Below are 22,909 nucleotides of genomic sequence, written 5' to 3' on the forward strand. Positions count from 1 at the left end.
GGCCAGCCTAAGCCTTGATGAGGCACCGGCCACAGCCCACGACAGAGGGGCGGTTCCCCCCTGGAACCGCCCCTCTGCCCACTCACGCCACCGCTTATGCCTTGTCGGCCAGCATCTCCTCGACCCGGCCGCGCACTTCGGCGCTGTCCAGACCCCGGACCGTCACCGTCGTACGGCGGCGCAGCACGTCGTCCGCCGTCTCGGCCCACTCGTTGTCCCGGGCGTAGGCGACCTGCGCCCAGATCTCCGGCCCGTCCGGGTGGATCCGCTCGGCCAGCGCCGGGTCCTCGTTCGCCAGGCGCGCGATGTCGAAGGCCAGCGAACCGTAGTGCGAGGCCAGGTGGCGCGCGGTCAGCGGGTCCATCCGGGAGCCCGGCTCACGGTCCACGAGCAGCCGGTGCGCCACCGCGTTCGGGTTGGCGACACCGGGCAGCGCGATCCGGCGTACGAGCGACTTCACCGGCTCCATGTCCTCGGTCAGCGGGCTGCCCGGCAGCTTGGCCAGCTTCTCCATGACCACGCGGCCGATGTGCCGGTAGGTGGTCCACTTGCCGCCGGCCACCGACAGCATGCCGCCCGCGCCCTCGGAGACGACCGTCTCGCGCTTGGCCTTCTCCACCCCGCCGGGGCCGCCGGGCAGCACCCGCAGGCCCGCGAAGGCGTACGTCATCAGGGAGCGGTCCAGATCCGCGTCCTTCACCGAGAAGGCCGCCTCGTCCAGGATCTGCTGGATGTCGGCCTCGGTGGCGCGCACGTCCGCCGGGTCGCCCTCGTACACCTCGTCCGTGGTGCCCAGGAGCAGCTGGTCCTCCCACGGCAGGGCGAAGGTGATGCGGTACTTGTCGATCGGGGTGGCCATGGCGGCCTTCCACGGCGACTTGCGCTTCATCACGATGTGCGCGCCCTTGGAAAGGCGGATGGACGGCATCGAGTGCTTGTCCTCCATGCGCCGCAGGTGGTCCACCCACGGGCCGGTGGCGTTCAGCACGACCCGGGCGTCCACACCGAACTCGGTGCCGTCCAGGCGGTCCTTGAGCTCGGCGCCCGAGACCCGGCCGCGCGTCATGCGCAAGCCCGTGACCTCGGCGTGGTTCAGGACGACCGCGCCCGACTCGACGGCCGCGCGGACCGTCATCACGGCGACGCGCGAATCGTTCATCTGGTGGTCGTAGTAGACCGCGACGGCCTTGAGGTCGTCCGTCTTCAGGCCCGGGTTGTCGGCGGCGGCACGGGCCGGAGAGATGATCTTGCCCATGCCGTCGCCGAAGGCCGACAGCGCCGAGTACGCGAACACGCCCGCGCCCAGCTTCGCCGCACCCACCGGACCGCCCTTGTAGACCGGGAGGTAGAAGGTGAGCGGGTTGACCAGGTGCGGGGCCACGTCCTTGGCCAGCACCCGGCGCTCGTGGTGGTTCTCGGCGACCAGCTTGACCGAACCGGTCTGCAGGTAGCGCAGGCCGCCGTGGACGAGCTTGGAGGAGGCCGAGGAGGTGGCGCCGGCGAAGTCGCCGGCGTCCACCATGGCCACCCGCAGCCCCGACTGCGCGGCGTGCCAGGCCACGGAGGTGCCCAGGATTCCACCACCGATGACCAGCAGGTCGTACGTGGCCTTCGCCAGCTGCTCACGGGTCTCGGCACGGCTCGCGTTCGAACCGGCGGTCGGGTGCGTACCCAGCGTGGGGACGCTCTGCAGGGTGCTCATATCTCGTGACTCCTACTTACTCGTCGATTGCGCCGGCCGTGCGGTCAGCTGGCGTCTTCGTCGTCGACCCAGCCCATGGACCGCTCGACGGCCTTGAGCCAGCTCTTGTACTCGCGCTCCCGCTGCTCGGCGGGCATCCGCGGGGTCCACTCGGCCGCGCGGCGCCAGTTGGCGCGCAGGGCGTCGGTGTCGGGCCAGAAGCCGACGGCCAGGCCGGCGGCGTAGGCGGCGCCGAGGCAGGTGGTCTCGGCGACCATCGGGCGCACCACGGGGGCGTCCACGAAGTCGGAGAGGGTCTGCATCAGCAGGTTGTTGGAGGTCATGCCGCCGTCGACCTTCAGGGCGGCGAGCTCGACGCCCGAGTCCTTGGTCATGGCGTCGGTGATCTCGCGGGTCTGCCAGGCGGTGGCCTCCAGGACGGCACGGGCGATGTGCGCCTTGGTGACGTACCGGGTGAGGCCGGCGATCACACCGCGGGCGTCGGAGCGCCAGTACGGGGCGAACAGGCCGGAGAAGGCGGGCACGAAGTAGGCGCCGCCGTTGTCCTCGACGGAGGAGGCCAGCGTCTCGATCTCGGCCGCGGTCTTGATCATGCCCATCTGGTCGCGCATCCACTGGACGAGCGAGCCGGTGACGGCGATGGAGCCCTCCAGGGCGTAGACCGGCTTCTGGTCGCCGATCTGGTAGCCGACCGTGGTCAGCAGGCCGCTGTAGGAGTTGATGATCTTGTCGCCGGTGTTCATCAGCATGAACGTTCCGGTGCCGTACGTGGACTTCGCCTCGCCCTCGGCGAAACAGGTCTGGCCGAACAGCGCGGCCTGCTGGTCGCCGAGCGCCGAGGCGACCGGGACGCCGGCGAGGACGCCGTCCTTGACGTGGCCGTACACCTCGGCGGAGGACTTGATCTCCGGGAGGACGCCCATCGGCACCTCCATGGACTCCGCGATGCGCTCGTCCCACGACAGGGTGTGCAGGTTGAACAGCATGGTGCGCGAGGCGTTGGTGACGTCGGTGACGTGCACGCCGCCCTGGGCGCCGCCGGTCAGGTTCCAGATGACCCAGGAGTCCATCGTGCCGAAGAGGATGTCCCCGGCCTCGGCGCGCTCGCGCAGGCCCTCGACGTTGTCGAGCAGCCAGCGGATCTTCGGGCCGGCGAAGTAGCTGGCCAGCGGCAGGCCGGTCTCGCGGCGGAAGCGGTCCTGGCCGACGTTGCGGCCGAGCTCCTTGCACAGGGCGTCGGTGCGGGTGTCCTGCCAGACCAGCGCGTTGTGCACCGGCTCGCCGGTGTGGCGGTCCCACAGGACGGTGGTCTCGCGCTGGTTGGTGATGCCGACGGCCTTGACGTCGGCCGGGTCGATCTCGCCCTTGGCGAGGGCCCCGGCGACGACCTCCTGGACGTTGGTCCAGATCTCGGCGGCGTCGTGCTCGACCCAGCCCGGCTGCGGGAGGATCTGCGCGTGCTCCTTCTGGTCGACCGAGACGATGCGCCCGTCACGGTCGAAGACGATGCAGCGGGAGGAGGTGGTGCCCTGGTCGATCGCGGCGATGAAGGGGCCGGTGCTGCTGGTCATGGTGGCTGCTCCTGGCAAGTGTCGAAGTAGGCGGAATCAGAATGGCGGTGCGGGTGGTGCCGTGGTGCCGATTGCTGATCAGGCGAACGCGATGTTGTACAGACCGCCGGCGAGTGCGGCGCCGGCCAGCGGGCCGAGGACCGGGATCCAGGAGTAGCCCCAGTCGGAGCCGCCCTTGTTGGGGAGCGGCAGCAGGGCGTGGACGATGCGCGGGCCGAGGTCGCGGACCGGGTTGATCGCGTAACCGGTCGGGCCGCCCAGCGAGAGGCCGATGCCGACGACGACGAACGAGGTGATCAGGACGCCGATCACGCCGAGGCCCTTGCCGTTGTCCTGGAGGCCCTGGGTCAGGATGGCCAGGACCAGGACGGCGGTGCCGATGATCTCGGTGGTGAGGTTCTGGACGACGTTGCGGATCTCGGGGCCCGTGGAGAAGATGCCGAGCACCGGGCCGGCCACGTCGTGCGGGTGCGGGTCCTCGGGGCCGAGCTTGGCGTCACGGATGTGCTCCGGGTCGGACAGGTGCGCCCGGAACTGGCCGTAGTAGGCGAGCCACATCAGGACCGAACCGATCATGGCGCCGAGCAGCTGGCCGGCGAAGTAGACCGGGACGTCGCCCCAGGCGCCGTCCTTGATCGCGATGCCGACGGTGACCGCCGGGTTGAGGTGCGCACCGGAGAGCGGCGCCGAGACGTATGCGGCGATCAGTACCGCGAAACCCCAGCCGAAGGTGATCGCGAGCCAGCCGGCGCCCCGCGCCTTGGAGCTCTTGAGCGTCAGGGCGGCGCACACGCCGCCACCGAGCAGGGTGAGCAGGGCGGTACCGATGGTCTCGCCGATGAAGATGTCGGAGCTGGACACCCGCGACTCCTTTGTCGTTCAGGGGGCGGTGAACCACCGGGTCCCTCCGGTGGCCCACGCACTCGGTGAGTGCTGCACCGGTCGTTGCCTCGCCACACCCTAACGCCTATTGCCGTTAGGTGTTCGGCAATGCCGACCGATGAACGGCAGTTTTCCGCCCGGGTGAAGCGGGCGTCAAGGGTTGACCAGGCAAAGAACCGGATCGTTACCAGACAGTAGGATCGCCTAAATTAGGCCATCGGATGATCATAAAACGCCAAAAACCACCCAATTGCCACTTGGCGTGGCCATTGGGTGGTCAGGAACGAGCCGTCCGGGTCAGGCGGGTGTCAGAAGCGGCCCGCCCCGAGATCGCGCGAAACCGACCGCGCGCAGTCCCGTACGGAGGCCACCAGGGACGCCCGCGGCTCCCCGGACTCCCCGCACACGCGTTCCACCGCGCCCGCGACGGCCACCGCGCCCACCGGCATCCTGCGGCGGTCGTGGATGGGGGCCGCCACCGAGGCGATCCCCTCCCAGGTCTCCTCCACGTCGCCCGCCCAGCCGCGGGCCCGGATCAGCGCCAGCACCTCCTCGAAGGCGCCGCCGTCGGTGACCGTACGGGGCGTGAACGCCTCCCGCTCCACCTCCAGCGCCTGCGTGTGCGCCACCGGGTCGTACGCGGACAGCACCTTGCCCAGGGCCGTGGAGTGCAGCGGCTGCATGGCCCCCACCTCCAGCACCTGACGGCTGTCGTCGGGGCGGAACACGTGGTGCATGATCAGCACCCCGCTCTGGTGCAGGACCCCCACGTACACGCTCTCCCCGCTCGCGCGGGCCAGGTCGTCCGTCCACACCAGGGCGCGCGCCCGCAGCTCGTGGACGTCCAGATAGCTGTTGCCCAGGCGCAGCAGCTCCGCACCGAGCTGGTAGCGGCCCGAGGCCGCGTCCTGCTCCACGAAGCCCTCGGCCTGCAGCGTGCGCAGGATCCCGTGCGCCGTGCCCTTGGCCAGGCCCAGGGCGGAGGCCACGTCCGAGAGCCCCAGCCGGCGCTCGCCGCCCGCCAGGAGCCGCAGCATCGCAGCGGCTCGTTCGAGCGACTGGATGTTCCGTGCCATCGCGCAGCCTCCTGCTGACGTAGTTCGACAATGCTGAACACTATCGGTCGATGCCGACTTCCTGCATGACGAGGGCGACACCCCGAGGGCGCGTCGTCCCAGGCGTCGTCCAAGGTGCCGTCCCGGCCGTCGTCCAGCAGGGCCCGGCCGAAAGTCGCCGTCCCCCGCGCACAGAATGCAGTCCGCCACGTGGGACGCCCTCACCGGGGCGGGATGTGCACCGTTACCCTGGCCGCGTGCACCCTTGACACAGAGGGGGTGCAAAGCCGACAGCCGTCGCATCCCAGGGAGCTCAACCATGGCCTCGTTGCCGAACCCGCCCGCTGACACCCAGACCCGGGCCGATGCCCTCCGTCAGGCACTGAAGACCCGCGTGGTCGTCGCCGACGGAGCCATGGGAACCATGCTCCAGGCCCAGGACCCCACCCTGGACGACTTCCAGCAGCTCGAAGGCTGCAACGAGGTCCTCAACGTCACCCGCCCCGACATCGTGGCCAACGTGCACCGTGAGTACTTCGAGGCCGGCGTCGACTGCGTCGAGACCAACACCTTCGGCACCAACTACGCCGCCCTCGCCGAGTACGACATCGCCGAGCGCAACCACGAGCTGTCGGTGGCCGGCGCCCGCATCGCCCGCGAGATCGCCGACGAGTTCACCGCCTCCACCGGGCAGCAGCGCTGGGTCCTCGGCTCCATGGGCCCCGGCACCAAGCTGCCCACCCTGGGCCACATCGACTACGGAACCATCCGCGACGCCTACCAGATCAACGCCGAGGGCCTGATCACCGGCGGTGCCGACGCGCTCCTCGTGGAGACCACCCAGGACCTGCTGCAGACGAAGTCCTCCATCGTCGGCGCCCGCCGCGCCATGGAGGCCCTCGGCGTCTCCGTCCCGCTGATCTGCTCCGTGACCGTGGAGACCACCGGCACGATGCTCCTCGGCTCGGAGATCGGCGCCGCGCTCACCGCGCTGGAGCCCCTGGGCATCGACATGATCGGCCTGAACTGCGCCACCGGCCCCGCCGAGATGAGCGAGCACCTGCGCTACCTCGCGCGCAACTCCCGCATCCCGCTCTCCTGCATGCCCAACGCCGGCCTGCCCGTCCTCGGCAAGAACGGCGCGCACTACCCGCTGTCCGCCGCCGAGCTCGCCGACGCCCAGGAGACCTTCGTCCGCGAGTACGGCCTCTCCCTCGTCGGCGGCTGCTGCGGCACCACCCCCGAACACCTGCGCCAGGTCGTGGAGCGCGTCCGCGGCCTGAACCCGGCCGTCCGCGAGCCCAGCCCCGAGCCCGGCGCCTCCTCGCTCTACCAGACGGTCCCGTTCCGCCAGGACATCTCGTACATGGCCATCGGCGAGCGCACCAACGCCAACGGCTCCAAGAAGTTCCGCGAGGCCATGCTCGAAGCCCGCTGGGACGACTGCGTGGAAATGGTCCGCGACCAGATCCGCGAGGGCGCGCACATGCTCGACCTCTGCGTGGACTACGTCGGCCGCGACGGCGTCGCCGACATGCAGGAGCTCGCCGGACGCTTCGCGACCGCCTCCACCCTGCCCATCGTGCTGGACTCCACCGAGGTCCCCGTCCTGCAGGCCGGTCTGGAGAAGCTCGGCGGCCGCGCCGTCATCAACTCGGTGAACTACGAGGACGGCGACGGCCCGGAGTCCCGCTTCGCGAAGGTCACCCGCCTCGCCCAGGAGCACGGCGCCGCACTGATCGCGCTGACCATCGACGAGGAGGGCCAGGCCCGCACCGTCGAGCACAAGGTCGCCATCGCCGAACGGCTCATCGAGGACCTCACCGGGAACTGGGGGATCCGTGAGTCGGACATCCTCATCGACACCCTGACCTTCACCATCTGCACGGGCCAGGAGGAGTCCCGCAAGGACGGCATCGCCACGATCGAGTCGATCCGCGAGCTCAAGCGCCGCCACCCCGACGTCCAGACCACGCTCGGCCTCTCCAACATCTCCTTCGGCCTCAACCCGGCCGCCCGCGTCCTGCTGAACTCCGTCTTCCTCGACGAGTGCGTCAAGGCCGGCCTCGACTCCGCGATCGTGCACGCCTCCAAGATCCTGCCGATCGCCCGATTCGACGAGGAACAGGTCACCACCGCCCTCGACCTGATCTACGACCGCCGCGACGGCGACTACGACCCGCTGCAGAAGCTGATGGCCCTCTTCGAGGGCGTCAACACCAAGTCCATGAAGGCCGGCCGCGCGGAGGAACTCCTCGCCCTGCCGCTGGAAGAGCGCCTGCGGCGCCGCATCATCGACGGCGAGAAGAACGGCCTGGACGCCGACCTCGACGAGGCCCTCCAGACCCGCCCCGCCCTCGACATCGTCAACGACACCCTCCTGGAGGGCATGAAGGTCGTCGGCGAGCTGTTCGGCTCCGGCCAGATGCAGCTGCCCTTCGTCCTCCAGTCCGCCGAGGTCATGAAGACCGCCGTGGCGCACCTGGAACCCCACATGGAGAAGAGCGACGACGAGGGCAAGGGCACCATCGTCCTCGCCACCGTCCGCGGCGACGTCCACGACATCGGCAAGAACCTCGTCGACATCATCCTCACCAACAACGGCTACAACGTCGTCAACATCGGCATCAAGCAGCCGGTCTCCGCGATCCTGGAAGCCGCCCAGGAACACAAGGCCGACGTCATCGGCATGTCCGGCCTGCTGGTCAAGTCCACCGTGATCATGAAGGAGAACCTGGAAGAGCTCAACCAGCGCAAGCTGGCAGCCGACTACCCGGTCATCCTCGGCGGCGCCGCCCTCACCCGCGCCTACGTCGAACAGGACCTCCACGAGATCTACGAGGGCGAGGTCCGCTACGCCCGCGACGCCTTCGAAGGCCTGCGCCTCATGGACGCCCTCATCGCCGTCAAGCGCGGAGTCCCCGGCGCCACCCTCCCCGAACTCAAGCAGCGCCGCGTCGCCAAGCGCGCCACCCCGGCCCTCGTCGAGGAGACCGAAGAGCCCGGCGGCCGCTCCGACACCTCCACCGACAACCCCGTCCCCACCCCGCCGTTCTGGGGCACCCGCGTCGTCAAGGGCATCCCGCTCAAGGACTACGCCTCCTGGCTCGACGAAGGCGCCCTCTTCAAGGGCCAGTGGGGCCTCAAGCAGGCCCGCGCCGGCGGAGCCACCTACGAGGAACTCGTCGAGAGCGAAGGACGCCCCCGCCTGCGCGGCCTCCTCGACAAGCTGCACACGGAGAACCTCCTCGAAGCCGCCGTCGTCTACGGCTACTTCCCCTGCGTCTCCAAGGGCGAGGACCTGATCATCCTCGACGACGCCGGCAACGAGCGGACCCGCTTCACCTTCCCGCGCCAGCGCCGCGGCCGCCGCCTGTGCCTCGCCGACTTCTTCCGCCCCGAGGAATCCGGCGAGACCGACGTCGTCGGCCTCCAGGTCGTCACCGTCGGCTCCAAGATCGGCGAAGCCACGGCCAAGCTGTTCGAATCCGACTCCTACCGCGACTACCTGGAGCTCCACGGCCTCTCCGTCCAGCTCGCCGAAGCCATGGCCGAGTACTGGCACGCCCGCGTCCGCGCCGAACTCGGATTCGGCGGCGAGGACCCCGCCAAGGTCGAGGACATGTTCGACCTGAAGTACCGCGGAGCCCGCTTCTCCCTCGGCTACGGCGCCTGCCCCGACCTGGAGGACCGCGCCAAGATCGCCGACCTCCTCCAGCCCGAGCGCATCGGCGTCCACCTCTCCGAGGAGTTCCAGCTCCACCCCGAGCAGTCCACCGACGCCATCGTCATCCACCACCCCGAAGCGAAGTACTTCAACGCACGCTGAGACGTCCCGAAAGCACACCGAGACGTAATTCAGCGCACATCGAGACGGACCGGCGTACACTAGTCGGTCCCATACAGGCCGGTCACCTGTTCCCCCGGGCACGCCCCCGGAGGTGAGGTGACCGGCCTTGTCGTCCCCCGAGGACCTGTCGAAAGGTGCGCGCATGACGAGCACAGTCCCCGCCCCCGTCGCCCGTACGGCCGACGGACACGCCCTGCAGGCGGTGCTGCTCGACATGGACGGCACCCTCGTCGACACCGAGGGCTTCTGGTGGGACATCGAAGTCGACGTCTTCGGCGAACTCGGCCACCGCCTCGACGAATCCTGGCGCGACATCGTCGTCGGCGGCCCCATGACCCGCAGCGCCGGATTCCTCATCGAATCCACCGGCGCACAGATCGGCCTCGCGGAGCTCAGCGTCCTGCTCAACGAGCGCTTCGAAGCCCGCATCGCCGACCGCGTCCCCCTCATGCCCGGCGCCGAACGCCTCCTCGCCGAACTCGCCCGCCACAACGTGCCCACCGCCCTGGTCTCCGCCTCCCACCGCCGCGTCATCGACCGGGTCCTGCTCACCCTGGGCCGCGACCGCTTCACCCTGACCGTCGCCGGCGACGAGGTCGCCCGCACCAAGCCCCACCCCGACCCCTACCTCCTCGCCGCCCGCACCCTCGGCGCCCACCCCTCCCGCTGCGCCGTCATCGAGGACACCGCCACCGGCGTCGCCGCCGCCGAAGCCGCCGGATGCCGGGTCGTCGCCATCCCCTCCGTGGGGCACATCGCACCCGCCCCCGGCCGCACCGTCGTCGGCTCCCTCGAAGACGTCGACCTGCCCTTCCTGCGCTCCCTCATCACTCCGCTGAACTGACCGCGCACGCTCCGTACCGGGAGCCCCGCCCCCAGGACCAAGGTCCCGGGAGCGGGGCTCCCGCGCATTTCCCCGGAGGCCGAAATTCCATCCCGGCCGGGGGAGTTGTCCCAGGTGACCTTTGTCACCCGCAAAGCCCCCTTCGCACCACTGCGCGCCCTCCCACACCACCCCTTGTGTCCCCATTGATCAGCACCTGACCGAATCTGCGCACCACCCCGCGCACACCCCCCGGTCAACTCCCGCAACAGAGCGACAACACCCCCGCGCCACACGGTTCAAGCCACCCCTCCGCAGGCCACTAATGTCGATCCGGGCACTGCGCCGCACCTCAGCCGTCCCGGACACACACCCCTGTATCCGGAACCGCGTGGACCGATCGTCACACCACCGGCCCGATCGTTCCGCCCAGAACGGGCGACCGCCGCGATGCCCTCCACGCCAGCTTTGAACAAGTGCCGGGTCGAGGGAGTACTTCCAGCATGAACCGCAAGACCATGGCGCTGACGGCAGCCGCCGGACTGCTCACCCCCGCGCTGACCGCCTGCGGCAGCACCGGCGGGACCGGAGCAGGATCCGGAACGATCGTCGTCGGCACCACCGACCGGTTCGAGGCAGCCGACTACGCCCCCGCCCCGCTCGACCCCGCCTACGCCTACGACGCCGGCACCTGGAACATCCTCCGCCAGACCGTCCAGACCCTGATGCACACCCCGCGAGGCGGCGGCCAGCCCGTCCCCGAAGCAGCACACGACTGCCGCTTCACCGACACCGGCAACGAAAGCTACCGCTGCGTCCTGCGCACCGGCCTCACCTTCGCCGACGGCAGCCCCCTCACCGCCCAGGACGTCAAGTTCTCCATCGAACGCGTCCTCGCCATCAAGGACGAGAACGGCCCCTCCTCGCTGCTCTCCACCGTCGACACCGTCGAGACCAAGGGCACCGACACCGTCGTCTTCCACCTCAAGACCGCCGACGCCACCTTCCCGCAGAAGCTCTCCACCCCCGCCGCGGGCATCGTCAGCGCCAAGAAGTACGACGCCAAGAAGCTCCGCACCGGCTTCACCGTCGACGGCTCCGGCCCCTACACGATGAAGGCCGAAGTCAAGGACAACCGCCTCGTCCGCGCCGTCTTCACCAAGAACCCGCACTACAAGGGCGACCTCAAGCTCCAGAACGACAAGGCCGAACTGCGAACCTTCGACGACTCCGACGCCATGGGCAAGGCCCTGGAGCGCGGCGCCGTCCACATGGTCTCCCGCACCCTGTCGCCCGCCCAGATCACCGAACTCTCCGCCAAGCCCCCCAAGGGCATCAAGCTCGTCCCCATGCCCGGCCTGGAGATCCGCTACATCGGCTTCAACACCGACGCCCCCGCAGTCAAGGACAAGGCCGTACGCCAGGCCCTCGCCGCGGCCGTCGACCGCAACGCCCTCATCACCAAGGTCTACGGCAAGTCCGCGCAGCCCCTGTACTCACTGGTCCCCACCACCGTGAGCGGCCACGTCAACTCCTTCTTCAACAAGTACGGCGAAGCCAACACCGCCAAGGCCGCCGACCTGCTGAAGGCCGCCGGGATCAAAACCCCCGTCAAGCTGACCCTCAACTACACCAACGACCACTACGGCGACGGCACCGCGGCCGAGTTCGAAGCCCTCAAGGCCCAGCTGAACTCCACCCAGCTCTTCGACATCACCGTCCAGGGCGCCGACTGGGCCGCCTTCAGGCCCGCCCAGAAGAAGGGCGACTACGCCGCCTACGGCCTCGGCTGGTTCCCCGACTACCCCGACGCCGACAACTTCCTCGCCCCCTTCCTGGAGCAGGACAACTTCCTCGGCACCCCGTACGCCAACACCACGGTGCGCACCAAGCTCATCCCCGAATCGCGCCGCGCCGTCGACCGGGGCGTCGCCGGACCCGCGATCGCGGAGATGCAGGACATCGTCGCCGAGGACGTACCCGTCCTGCCCCTGTGGCAGGGCAAGCAGTACGTCGCCGCACGCGACGGGATCACCGGAGTGGAGTGGTCGGTCAACGCCATCTCCGACCTCCAGCTGTGGGAACTCGGCCGCGGCGTCAGCGGCTGACACCCGCCCGCCAGGCCCCGGTGCCACCTCCCGGCACCAGAACCAGACGAGCCAGTAAGACTGAGAAGGATGTTCGCGTGAAGACACGGAACCAGTGGTTGGCAGCCCCCCTCGGAGCGGCCACCGCCGCCGCGCTGCTGAGCGGTTGCGGTGCGACCGACGGCTCCAACGCCGGCAGCGGCAAGGGCGTCGTCATGGGCATATCCGACAAGGTGAAGGCCACCGACCCCGCCTCGGGCTACGACCCCGGCTCCTGGCTGCTCTTCAACAACGTCTTCCAGTCCCTGCTCAGCTTCCCCAAGGGCGGCACCAACCCCGAACCCGACGCCGCACAGTCCTGCGGCTTCGTCGGCGGCGAGAGCAAGACCTTCACCTGCACCCTGCGCGGCGGCCTGAAGTTCAGCAACGGCAACAGCCTCACCTCCAAGGACGTCAAGTACTCCTTCGAGCGCACCCTCAAGATCAACGACGAGAACGGCCCCGCCGTCATGCTCGCGTCGATCGGCAGCATCGACACCCCCGACGACAAGACCGTCGTCTTCCACCTCAAGGCCCCCGACGCGACCTTCCCCAGCAAGATCGCCTCCGGCGCCGGCTCCATCGTCGACCACACCCAGTACCCCGCCGACAAGCTCCGCACCGACGGCAAGGCCTTCGGCTCCGGCGTCTACAAGCTGGACTCCATCAACGACAAGAGCGCCTCCTTCTCCGTCAACGACAGCTACAGCGGCAAGGCCAAGCCGAAGAACAACGGCGTCACCATGAAGTTCTTCAACGAGGACCAGGCCGCCCTCAGGAAGGTCCTCGAAAGCGGAGACGTCGACTTCGCCTTCCGCGGCCTCGCCGCCAAGGACATCGCCGGCCTCGCCTCCCAGACCGGAGACCAGAAGGTCGAGGTCGTCCAGGGCGCCGGCGCCGAAGTCGAACACCTCGTCTTCAACACGGCCGACCCCGTCGCCGGGAAGCTCCCCGTCCGCAAGGCCATCGCCTACCTCGTCGACCGCGAAGCCCTGGTCCGAGAGGTCTACGACGGCACCGCCACCCCGCTCTACTCCATCGTCCCGGCCGGCATCGCCTCCCACACCACCGCCTTCTTCGACCGCTACGGCGGCACCCCCCAGCCCGAGAAGGCCAAGGCCGTCCTGCGCACCGCCGGCATCAAGGACAAGGTCAAGATCACCCTGTACTCGACGCCCAGCCGCTACGGCCCCTCGACCGACCAGGAATTCCAGCTCATCGCCAAGCAGCTCAACGACAGCGGCCTCTTCGAAGCCGACGTCAAATCGGTCGAGTTCGAGCAGTACGAGAAGGACATCCAGGACGGCAAGTACGGCGTCTACGTCAAGGGCTGGGTCCCCGACTACCCCGACGCCGACAACTTCACGCAGCCCTTCTTCGGCCCCGACAACGTCCTGCACAACAACTACGACAACAAGGAGATCACCGGGACCATCATCCCGTCGACCTCCGCCAAGTCCGACCGCTCCACCGCCAGCGGCGACTACGCCCGCCTCCAGGACATCGTCGCCGACGAGATCCCGCTCCTCCCGCTCTGGCAGAGCAAGCAGTACGCCGTCACCCGACAGAACGTGACCGGCCTGCAGTGGTCCCTCGACGCCTCCACCGTCTTCCGCTTCTGGGAGATCAGCAAGGGCTGAGCACCACCGGCACGACAACGGGCCCGCCTCCGCACCAGCGGAAGCGGGCCCGAACCCGTACCTGCGAAAAACGCCCGAGGCCGCCGGCCCGCAGCGACCCGAGCCGCCTACTGACCGGCCCCCGGACGCACCAGACCGCTCTCGTACGCGTACACCGCCGCCTGCACCCGGTCACGCAGACCCAGCTTCGTCAGCACGTGACCCACATGCGTCTTCACCGTCGTCTCGCTCACGAACAGATCCGCCGCGATCTCCGCATTCGACAGCCCCCGGGCCACCAGCTTCAACACCTCGACCTCACGCTCCGTCAACGAAGCGATCATGTCCGGAACGGCATCCTCACCCGACGGCAGATGCCCCGCGTACTTGTCCAGCAACCGCCGAGTGATGCTCGGCGCCAGCATCGCCTCGCCACCCGCCACCACCCGGATCGCCTGCACCAGCTCCGCCGCCGGCGCATCCTTCAGCAGGAACCCACTGGCCCCCGCCCGCAGCGCCTCCACCACGTACTCGTCCAGATCGAACGTCGTCAGCACCAGCACCTTCGCCGGACCGTCCCGCCCCGGACCCGTGATCTGCCGCGTCGCCTCCACCCCGTCCATCCGCGGCATCCGGATGTCCATCAGCACCACATCGGGCTGCAACGCCCGCACCTGGTCCAGCGCCTGCAGACCGTCCCCGGCCTCGCCGACCACCGCCACGTCCTCCTCGGCCTCCAGGATCATCCGGAAACCGGTGCGCAGCAGCGGCTGATCGTCGACCAGCAGTACGCGGATCGCCACGGGGTCTACCTCGCGTTCATCGGAATCGGTCGGACCCCAACGGGGGAACCCCGCCCATTCTGCCCTGCCCCCGAGATCAGGACTCGCCCCGCCCGGCGGACGGCAGCGCCAGCGGATAGACCGGGGGAGTACCACCGAACTCCGGACACACCGCCTGATGATCACACCAGCCGCACAGCTTCGACTGCCGCGGCCGCCAGTCACCCGTCTCCGTCGCCTCCCGGATCGCCTCCCACAGCGCCAGCAGCTTGCGCTCCATCCGCTCCAGGTCCTCGATCACCGGGTCGTACGTCAGCACGTCCCCACTGCCCAGATACACCAGCTGCAGCCGCCGCGGCACCACCCGCTTCAACCGCCACACCACCAGCGCGTAGAACTTCATCTGGAACAGCGCACCCTCCGCATACTCCGGCCGCGGCGCCTTGCCCGTCTTGTAGTCGACGATCCGCACCTCACCCGTCGGCGCCACGTCCACCCGGTCGATGATCCCGCGCAGCCGAAGCCCCGACTCCAGCTCCGTCTCCACGAAGAACTCCCGCTCCACCGGCTCCAGCCGCGTCGGGTCCTCCAACGTGAACCACCGGTCCACCAACGCCTCGGCCTCGTCGAGCCAGCGCGCCAGCCCCGCCCCCTCGTCACCCCCCGGGAACAGCTCCAGCAACTCCGGCTTCGACTCCACCAGCCGGTCCCACTGCCCCGGAATCAGCGCCTTCGCCCGCGGCGCCGTCCGCTCCGCCGCCGGATGATCGAAGAGCCGCTCCAGCACCGCGTGCACCAACGTCCCCCGCGTCGCCGCCGCACTCGGCTTCTCCGGCAACTTGTCGATCACACGGAACCGGTACAACAACGGACACCGCATGAAATCGCTCGCCCGCGAAGGCGACAGCGAAGAAGGCGCCACGGCCACCGCCTGCGCGGGCACACCACCGGGCACCGAACCGGGCACCACACCGGGCACCGGAGAGGTCACTGCATCGTCCGGACCGCTGCCGGGGCTCGTCGTCATAGACAAAACCCTACGACCCGCCACCGACAGCACGCGCATACCATCGACGCCGACCCCCCTCGCACTGCATGATCGGAGCATCACACCGCGCAACGGCGCACCCCGGCACCACGGGAAAAAGACACCGGAACCACCGGCGCACCACCGCACCGGACAGCAGCGAACGAAGGACAACCGTGGCAGACACCGACGAAACCGGCGAGCGCGCGGGCCGGCGCTCAGGACCGGGCGGCGGACTCCTCATGGGCCGCCCCTTCGGCGTACCCGTCTACGTCTCGCCCAGCTGGTTCCTCGTCGCCGCCCTCATCACCTGGGTCTTCGGCGACCAGCTCGACCGGATCCTCCCCGACCTCGGCATCCTGCGCTACCTCGTGGCCCTCTTCTTCGCCGTCGCCTTCTACGCCTCGGTCCTCGTCCACGAACTCGCCCACACCATCGCCGCCCTCCGCTTCAAACTCCCCGTACGCCGCATCCAGCTCCAGTTCTTCGGCGGCGTCTCCGAGATCGAGAAGGAATCCGAAACCCCCGGCCGCGAATTCGTCCTCGCCTTCGTCGGCCCCCTCCTCTCCCTCCTCCTCGCCGGCGCCTTCTACCTCGGCATGAAATCCGTGGAACCCGCCAGCGTCCCCGGCGTCCTCCTCGCCGGCCTCATGATCTCCAACCTCCTCGTCGCCGCCTTCAACCTCCTCCCCGGCCTCCCCCTCGACGGCGGCCGCATGCTCCGCGCCGTCATCTGGGGCATCACCGGCAAACCCATGACCGGCACCATCGCCGCCGCCTGGGTCGGCCGCGCCCTCGCCGTCGCCGTCCTCCTCGGCCTGCCCCTCCTGAACTCCACCGGGACCCTCGGCAACCGCACCGGCGGCATCGGCGGCATGGACACCGTCATGGACGCCCTCCTCGCCGCCATCCTCGCCGCCATCATCTGGACCGGCGCCGGCAACAGCCTCCGCGTCGCCCGCCTCCGCGAACACCTCCCGGAACTCCACGCCCGCAAACTCACCCGCCGCGCCATCCCCGTGGAAAACGCCACCCCCCTCTCCGAAGCCCTCCGCCGCGCCAACGAAGCCGGCGCCCGCGCCCTCGTCATCGTCGACGGACTCGGAGACCCCACCGGCATCGTCCGCGAGAGCGCCATCGCCTCCGTCCCCGAACACCGCCGCCCCTGGGTCGCCGCCGGCACCCTCGCCCAGGACCTCACCGACGGCATGAAGGTTTCAGCGGACCTCACCGGCGAAGAACTCCTCGACCACCTCCGCACCACCCCCGCCACCGAATACCTCGTCCTCCAGCCCGACGGCGCCATCTACGGCGTCCTCTCCACCCTCGACGTCGAGAAGGCCTTCGTGAAGGCCATGGCACGGCCCCAGTCCTGAAGCCAATACACTGGTCACATGTCCGAACCGACCGGTGCCGCCCGCCGACGCGGGCCCTTCGAGGTCGGGGACCAGGTACAGCTCACCGACCCCAAGGGCCGCCACTACACGTTCACGCTCGAAGCCGGGAAGAATTTCCACACCCACAAGGGTTCCTTCCCGCACGACGAGCTGATCGGCTCCCCCGAGGGAAGCGTTGTCCGCACCACGGGCAACGTCGCCTACCTCGCGCTGCGTCCCCTGCTCCCCGACTATGTCCTGTCCATGCCCCGCGGTGCCGCCGTGGTCTACCCCAAGGACGCAGGCCAGATCCTGGCCTTCGCCGACATCTTCCCCGGCGCCCGCGTCGTGGAAGCAGGCGTGGGCTCCGGCTCCCTGAGCAGCTTCCTGCTGCGCGCCATCGGCGACCAGGGCATGCTCCACAGCTACGAGCGCCGCCCCGACTTCGCCGAGATCGCCACGGCCAACGTCGAGCGCTACTTCGGCGGCCCCCACCCCGCGTGGCAGCTGACCGTGGGCGACCTCCAGGACAACCTGTCCGACACGGACGTCGACCGCGTGATCCTCGACATGCTCGCCCCCTGGGAGTGCCTGGAGGCCGTCTCCAAGGCGCTGGTCCCCGGCGGCATCCTCTGCTGCTACGTGGCCACCACCACCCAGCTCTCCCGCACCGTCGAATCCATCCGCGAATTCGGCTGCTACGCCGAACCGCAGCCCTGGGAATCGATGATCCGCAACTGGCACGTCGAGGGCCTGGCCGTCCGCCCGGACCACCGCATGATCGGCCACACCGGCTTCCTCGTCACCGCCCGGCGCCTCGCCGACGGCGTCGAGCCGCCCATGCGCCGCCGCCGCCCCTCCAAGGGCGCCTACGGCGAGGACTACGAAGGCCCCGGCAGCCAGTCCGCCGCCAAGACCGCCGACACGGCCGAAGCCGCCGACCGCGGCTGACGACCGCAGCTGACGACCAGGACCGGCCCGCCACCCGGCGGGCCGACCCGCCCCACCAACAAACAGACGCTGTGGCGCAGTTCCCCCCGAACAACCGGGAACTGCGCCACAGCGTCTTTTCGTTGTCCTGCGGGACGGCCCCGCACAAGCACCCCGGCCGGCCCGGACCCACCCGTTCCACCCCGATGTGAGGTGTGGCACGATGCTGGCTCCCCGTCACCCTTCGCACAGGAGACACCCCGCGTGCCGCACAGCCCCGCCGAGCCGGCGCAGAGCACCCCCGCCCCGGCGCACCACCGGGCCCGGCCCGTCCACTGGCTGGCCACCGCCTCGGCCCTGGCCGCCGTAGTGGCCGCCGCCGGACTCCTGCAGCCCGACCCCGCCACCGGAGCCTCCGCGGGCCCCGTACGCGGAACCAGCGCCGCGGGCCCCACGAGCCCCGCCAACGGCCCCGAAGAGGCCGCTCCCGACGCGCACGCCGTCACGTACCCCCTGGACTGCAAGGGCGCCCCGCAAGCCGTCACGGCCACCGCGGAAGGCGACCTCGACGGCGACGGCCGCCCCGAAACGGTCGCGGCCGTCCGCTGCGACGCCGGCTCGGGCACCCCGCCGCACGCGATCTACGTCCTCGCCCGGGACCCGGCGAAGCCCGCGAGCCCCCGCGTCGTCGCCACACTCCTCGAAGCCGGCCGCAAGCAGACCGCGACCGACCTCACCGTCCGCGACGGAGCCGTCACCGCCGCCCTCCTCGGGTACTCCTCGCCCGAAGTGCCCCGCTACAGCCCCGACACCAAGCAGCTCGCCAAGTGGCGCTGGACCGGCGGAAAATTCCGCCAGGAGCTTACGAACTCGACCCCCACAGGTGTTTGAACCGTCACTCCGCGTCCGGACCGAAAACCTCGACCCTGTCCGAAACCCGCCTTACGTGGATGCAATCCCCGGGACATTCCTTCGCGGAATCCACCACGTCCTGCAGCAGCACCAGCGGAACCGGAGTGGTCGCCCCCGCCTCCACGAGCAACTCGTCAGCCGGGCTCTTCACGTACGCCAGACCATCGATGTCCAGCTCGAACACCTCCGGTGCGTACTGCACACAGATGCCGTCGCCAGTGCAGAGGTCCTGGTCGATCCAGACCTCGAGCGGCTCTCCGGCCACGCCGCCGGCGCCCGCTTCCTGCCCGGTGGCCGCCTCCTGCTGCACGGTCATATCTCCTGCCGTTCCCTGCTCTGAGTGATCCATCCCGGTCACAACGCGCAGCAAGTCGCACGAGCTCTGACGGGTGTTGAACAGTTCGACCTTACAACCGGCTGCTTTCCGATGTTGATGGGTGGGTATTTCCTTGACGGGAGGGAGTACGCAAGGGTGAAGATCGGACACACCCCTACCGTCTTTGTGATCTAGGGGTTTCAATCACCACCAGCCCAGGTAGGGTCAGAAAGCGTCCAGCTCCCCTTGGAGGAGGTGAGGACCGTGGCAGCCCACGACGACGACATCAACCGCGGCATCCGGCCCGGGCGAGGGTCTGAGGACCCCGCCGGCCAGGTTGCCTATCTCGAGCAGGAAATCGCCGTCCTGCGACGTAAGCTCGCCGACTCTCCGCGACACACGAGGATTCTCGAAGAGCGGATCGTCGAGCTCCAGACAAACCTGGCAGGCGTCTCCGCACAGAACGAGCGGCTGGCGAACACCCTGCGTGAGGCCCGCGACCAGATCGTGGCCCTCAAAGAAGAAGTCGACCGGCTCGCACAGCCGCCGGCCGGCTTCGGAGTCTTCCTGCAGTCGAACGAAGACGGAACCGTCGACATCTTCACCGGCGGCCGAAAGCTCCGCGTGAACGTGAGCCCCAGCGTCGAACCGGAAGACCTCCGGCGCGGCCAGGAGGTCATGCTCAACGAGGCCCTCAACGTGGTCGAGGCCATGGAGTTCGAACGGGCCGGGGACATCGTCACCCTCAAGGAAATCCTCGAGGACGGCGAGCGCGCCCTGGTGGTAGGGCACACCGACGAGGAAAGGGTGGTGAGGCTCGCCGAGCCGCTCCTGGACGTCACCATCCGCCCCGGCGACTCCCTGCTGCTCGAACCCCGCTCCGGCTACGTCTACGAGATCGTCCCCAAGAGCGAGGTCGAAGACCTCGTCCTCGAAGAGGTCCCGGACATCGACTACGACAAGATCGGCGGCCTGGGCGACCAGATCGAACTGATCCGCGACGCAGTCGAGCTCCCCTACCTCTACCCCGACCTCTTCAAGGAACACGAACTGCGGCCCCCGAAGGGCATCCTGCTCTACGGCCCTCCCGGCTGTGGCAAAACGCTCATCGCCAAGGCCGTGGCCAACTCCCTTGCCAAGAAGGTCGCCGAGGTGACCGGCAAGGCCGCCGGTAAGTCCTACTTCCTGAACATCAAGGGCCCCGAACTCCTCAACAAGTACGTCGGCGAGACCGAGCGGCACATCCGCCTCGTCTTCCAGCGTGCGAGGGAGAAGGCGAGCGAGGGCACCCCCGTCATCGTCTTCTTCGACGAGATGGAATCCCTCTTCCGCACCCGCGGATCCGGAGTCAGCTCGGACGTGGAGAACACCATCGTCCCCCAGCTGCTCGCCGAGATCGACGGCGTGGAAGGCCTGGAGAACGTCATCGTCATCGGCGCCTCCAACCGCGAGGACATGATCGACCCGGCCATCCTGCGCCCCGGCCGGCTCGACGTGAAGATCAAGATCGAGCGCCCCGGCGCCGAGGCCGCCAAGGACATCTTCGCGAAGTACCTCAAGGCCACCCTGCCCCTGCACACCGACGACCTCGGCGAGCACCAGGGATCCACCGCGGAAACCGTCCACAGCATGATCCAGACCGTCGTCGAGCAGATGTACGCCGAAACCGAGGAGAACCGCTTCCTCGAGGTCACGTACGCCAACGGCGACAAGGAAGTCCTCTACTTCAAGGACTTCAACTCGGGCGCGATGATCCAGAACATCGTGGACCGTGCGAAGAAGATGGCCATCAAGGCCTTCCTCGAGCACAACCAGAAGGGCCTTCGCGTCGCCCATCTCCTCCAGGCTTGCGTGGACGAGTTCAAGGAGAACGAAGACCTGCCCAACACCACCAACCCCGACGACTGGGCCCGAATCTCCGGAAAGAAGGGAGAGCGGATCGTATTCATCCGCACCCTCGTCACCGGAAAGCAAGGCGCGGACACCGGACGCTCCATCGACACGGTGGCCAACACCGGTCAGTACCTCTGACAAAGCGGGCCGGCTGCGGGCGCCCGGCAAGGGCACCCGCAGCCGACTGCTTTACCCACAGCACTTCCCAGCACTTCTCAGCACTTCCCAGCTCTTTTCAGCCGGTGACAGGGCAAAGTCAATGACTGAAATGATCTCCCCACCAGCGCGGAGTGGTTCTAGGCTCTTCCATACCGCAGGTCGCGCAGTGCGGGGACGGGCACCGCACACGACGCACCGGAGCACCAGCGGTACTTGAGCGCCGCTCCCGAACGGGAGCGCCGCCGGGCAAGGAGGGCCGCATGACCGTACGGCGAGTAATGGGGATCGAGACGGAGTACGGGATCTCCGTCCCGGGGCACCCGAACGCCAATGCCATGCTCACCTCGTCCCAGATCGTCAACGCCTACGCGGCGGCGATGCACCGGGCGCGACGCGCCCGCTGGGACTTCGAGGAAGAGAACCCGCTGCGGGACGCCCGCGGCTTCGACCTCGCCCGCGAGGCCGCCGACAACAGCCAGCTCACCGACGAGGACATCGGCCTCGCCAACGTCATCCTCACCAACGGCGCACGCCTCTACGTCGACCACGCACACCCCGAATACAGCTCCCCGGAGATCACCAACCCGCTCGACGCCGTCCTCTGGGACAAGGCCGGCGAGCGGATCATGGCCGAAGCGGCCGTCAGGGCCGCCCAGCTCCCCGGGGCCCAGCCCATCCACCTCTACAAGAACAACACCGACAACAAGGGCGCCTCCTACGGCACGCACGAGAACTACCTGATGAAGCGGGAAACCCCCTTCTCGGACATCGTGCGCCACCTCACCCCCTTCTTCGTCTCGCGCCTCGTCTTCACCGGCGCCGGCCGCGTCGGCATCGGCCAGGACGGTCGCGAACACGGCTTCCAGATCAGCCAGCGCGCCGACTACTTCGAAGTCGAGGTCGGCCTGGAGACCACCCTCAAGCGCCCCATCATCAACACGAGGGACGAGCCGCACTCGGACGCCGAGAAGTACCGCCGGCTCCACGTGATCATCGGCGACGCCAACCTCTCCGAGATCTCCACCTACCTCAAGCTCGGCACCACCGCGCTCGTCCTCTCCATGATCGAAGACGGCTACATCAACGTCGACCTCGCCGTGGACCAGCCCGTACGCACCCTCCACCAGGTCTCCCACGACCCCGACCTCCAGCACCTCATCACGCTGCGCAGCGGGCGGACGCTGACCGCCGTACAGCTCCAGATGGAGTACTGCGAGCTGGCCAGGAAGTACGTGGAGGAGCGTTTCGGCTCCGATGCGGACGAGCAGACCAAGGATGTACTGGCCCGCTGGGAGGACGTACTGGGCCGGCTGGAGACCGACCCGATGAGCCTGTCGGGGGAGCTCGACTGGATCGCGAAGCGGGAGATCCTGGAGGGCTACCGGCGCCGGGACGGCCTCGAATGGGACGCGGCCCGGCTCCACCTGGTGGACCTCCAGTACGCGGACGTACGGCCCGAGAAGGGGCTGTACAACCGCCTGGTGGCCCGCGGCAAGATGAAGCGGCTACTGGACGAGGCGGATGTGGACCGGGCGCAGAGCAAGCCTCCGGAGGACACCCGGGCCTATTTCCGGGGCCGGTGCCTGGAGCAGTACGCGGACGACGTGGCGGCGGCCTCGTGGGACTCGGTGATCTTCGACCTGCCGGGCCACGACTCCCTCCAGCGGGTCCCGACCCTGGAGCCCCTGCGGGGCACCCGGGCCCACGTGAAGGAGCTCCTGGACCGCTGCCGCACGGCGGAGGACCTGGTGCGGGTGCTGTCGGGACGGTAGGCCTTGCCGGCCCCCCGGGCGGGGGCTGAAAGGCCTCCGGCCCGGGAATCATGAAGACACCCGGACGTTATGAAAGTACCGGGACGGATGTCGGGACCTCCTTGTAGGGTCCGA

General features: G+C 69.0%; 16 protein-coding genes. 9 read left to right on the plus strand and 7 right to left on the minus strand.

From position 1 onward, the window contains the following. Positions 1–94: 94 nt before the first annotated feature. The 4 genes from ACZ60J_RS24990 to ACZ60J_RS25005 all read right to left on the minus strand — a co-directional run bounded on the left by ACZ60J_RS24990 (position 95) and on the right by ACZ60J_RS25005 (position 5,231). On the minus strand, positions 95–1,702 hold the full coding sequence (locus ACZ60J_RS24990) for a glycerol-3-phosphate dehydrogenase/oxidase (RefSeq protein WP_469685099.1): 1,608 nt from the start codon (positions 1,700–1,702) through the stop codon (positions 95–97). A gap of 44 nt (positions 1,703–1,746) precedes the next feature. Then, positions 1,747–3,273, minus strand: a complete 1,527-nt coding sequence (glpK, locus tag ACZ60J_RS24995; RefSeq protein ID WP_469685101.1) for a glycerol kinase GlpK — start codon at positions 3,271–3,273, stop codon at positions 1,747–1,749. 78 nt (positions 3,274–3,351) lie between these two features. Further along, positions 3,352–4,134: an MIP/aquaporin family protein gene (locus ACZ60J_RS25000; RefSeq protein ID WP_469685102.1), complete on the minus strand. Its 783-nt coding sequence runs from the start codon at positions 4,132–4,134 to the stop codon at positions 3,352–3,354. A 329-nt stretch (positions 4,135–4,463) separates the two neighbouring features. Next, positions 4,464–5,231, minus strand: a complete 768-nt coding sequence (locus ACZ60J_RS25005) for an IclR family transcriptional regulator (RefSeq protein ID WP_469685103.1) — start codon at positions 5,229–5,231, stop codon at positions 4,464–4,466. Between the two features lie 298 nt (positions 5,232–5,529). Here ACZ60J_RS25005 and metH point away from each other — a divergent pair, with 298 nt between their 5' ends. The 4 genes from metH to ACZ60J_RS25025 all read left to right on the plus strand — a co-directional run bounded on the left by metH (position 5,530) and on the right by ACZ60J_RS25025 (position 13,649). Next, positions 5,530–9,039, plus strand: coding sequence for a methionine synthase (metH, locus tag ACZ60J_RS25010; RefSeq protein WP_469685105.1), 3,510 nt, complete (start codon positions 5,530–5,532; stop codon positions 9,037–9,039). A gap of 163 nt (positions 9,040–9,202) precedes the next feature. Then, positions 9,203–9,904, plus strand: coding sequence for an HAD family hydrolase (locus ACZ60J_RS25015; protein ID WP_469685107.1), 702 nt, complete (start codon positions 9,203–9,205; stop codon positions 9,902–9,904). A gap of 482 nt (positions 9,905–10,386) precedes the next feature. Continuing rightward, a complete protein-coding gene (locus ACZ60J_RS25020; RefSeq protein WP_469685109.1) occupies positions 10,387–11,991 on the plus strand; it encodes an ABC transporter substrate-binding protein in 1,605 nt (534 codons plus the stop codon). Between the two features lie 77 nt (positions 11,992–12,068). Next, positions 12,069–13,649: an ABC transporter substrate-binding protein gene (locus ACZ60J_RS25025; RefSeq protein WP_469685111.1), complete on the plus strand. Its 1,581-nt coding sequence runs from the start codon at positions 12,069–12,071 to the stop codon at positions 13,647–13,649. Positions 13,650–13,756: 107 nt separating this feature from the next. On the opposite strand, the gene ACZ60J_RS25030 is transcribed toward ACZ60J_RS25025, so the two are convergent. Both ACZ60J_RS25030 and ACZ60J_RS25035 read right to left on the minus strand, forming a co-directional pair. Continuing rightward, positions 13,757–14,431, minus strand: a complete 675-nt coding sequence (locus ACZ60J_RS25030; protein ID WP_469685113.1) for a response regulator — start codon at positions 14,429–14,431, stop codon at positions 13,757–13,759. 76 nt (positions 14,432–14,507) lie between these two features. Continuing rightward, entirely contained in the window at positions 14,508–15,437 is a 930-nt protein-coding gene (locus ACZ60J_RS25035) for a RecB family exonuclease (RefSeq protein WP_469685115.1), read from the minus strand. A 176-nt stretch (positions 15,438–15,613) separates the two neighbouring features. Between ACZ60J_RS25035 and ACZ60J_RS25040 the strand changes: the two genes are divergently transcribed. From ACZ60J_RS25040 to ACZ60J_RS25050, 3 genes are all read left to right on the plus strand, one after another. Continuing rightward, entirely contained in the window at positions 15,614–16,813 is a 1,200-nt protein-coding gene (locus ACZ60J_RS25040) for a site-2 protease family protein (RefSeq protein ID WP_469685117.1), read from the plus strand. An 18-nt stretch (positions 16,814–16,831) separates the two neighbouring features. Beyond that, positions 16,832–17,764, plus strand: coding sequence for a tRNA (adenine-N1)-methyltransferase (locus tag ACZ60J_RS25045; protein ID WP_469685119.1), 933 nt, complete (start codon positions 16,832–16,834; stop codon positions 17,762–17,764). A gap of 243 nt (positions 17,765–18,007) precedes the next feature. Next, positions 18,008–18,634, plus strand: coding sequence for a hypothetical protein (locus ACZ60J_RS25050; protein ID WP_469685121.1), 627 nt, complete (start codon positions 18,008–18,010; stop codon positions 18,632–18,634). A gap of 4 nt (positions 18,635–18,638) precedes the next feature. Here ACZ60J_RS25050 and ACZ60J_RS25055 read toward each other — a convergent pair whose 3' ends face one another. After that, positions 18,639–18,971 carry a ferredoxin gene (locus ACZ60J_RS25055; RefSeq protein ID WP_469685123.1) on the minus strand — a complete coding sequence of 111 codons (333 nt, stop codon included), beginning with the start codon at positions 18,969–18,971 and terminating at the stop codon, positions 18,639–18,641. Positions 18,972–19,235: 264 nt separating this feature from the next. On the opposite strand from ACZ60J_RS25055, the gene arc reads away from it, so the two are divergent. After that, on the plus strand, positions 19,236–21,002 hold the full coding sequence (gene arc, locus ACZ60J_RS25060) for a proteasome ATPase (protein WP_469685125.1): 1,767 nt from the start codon (positions 19,236–19,238) through the stop codon (positions 21,000–21,002). 281 nt (positions 21,003–21,283) lie between these two features. Then, positions 21,284–22,795, plus strand: coding sequence for a depupylase/deamidase Dop (dop, locus tag ACZ60J_RS25065; RefSeq protein WP_469685127.1), 1,512 nt, complete (start codon positions 21,284–21,286; stop codon positions 22,793–22,795). Positions 22,796–22,909 lie beyond the last annotated feature (114 nt).

Source organism: Streptomyces sp. NPDC104226 (genome assembly GCF_055584085.1).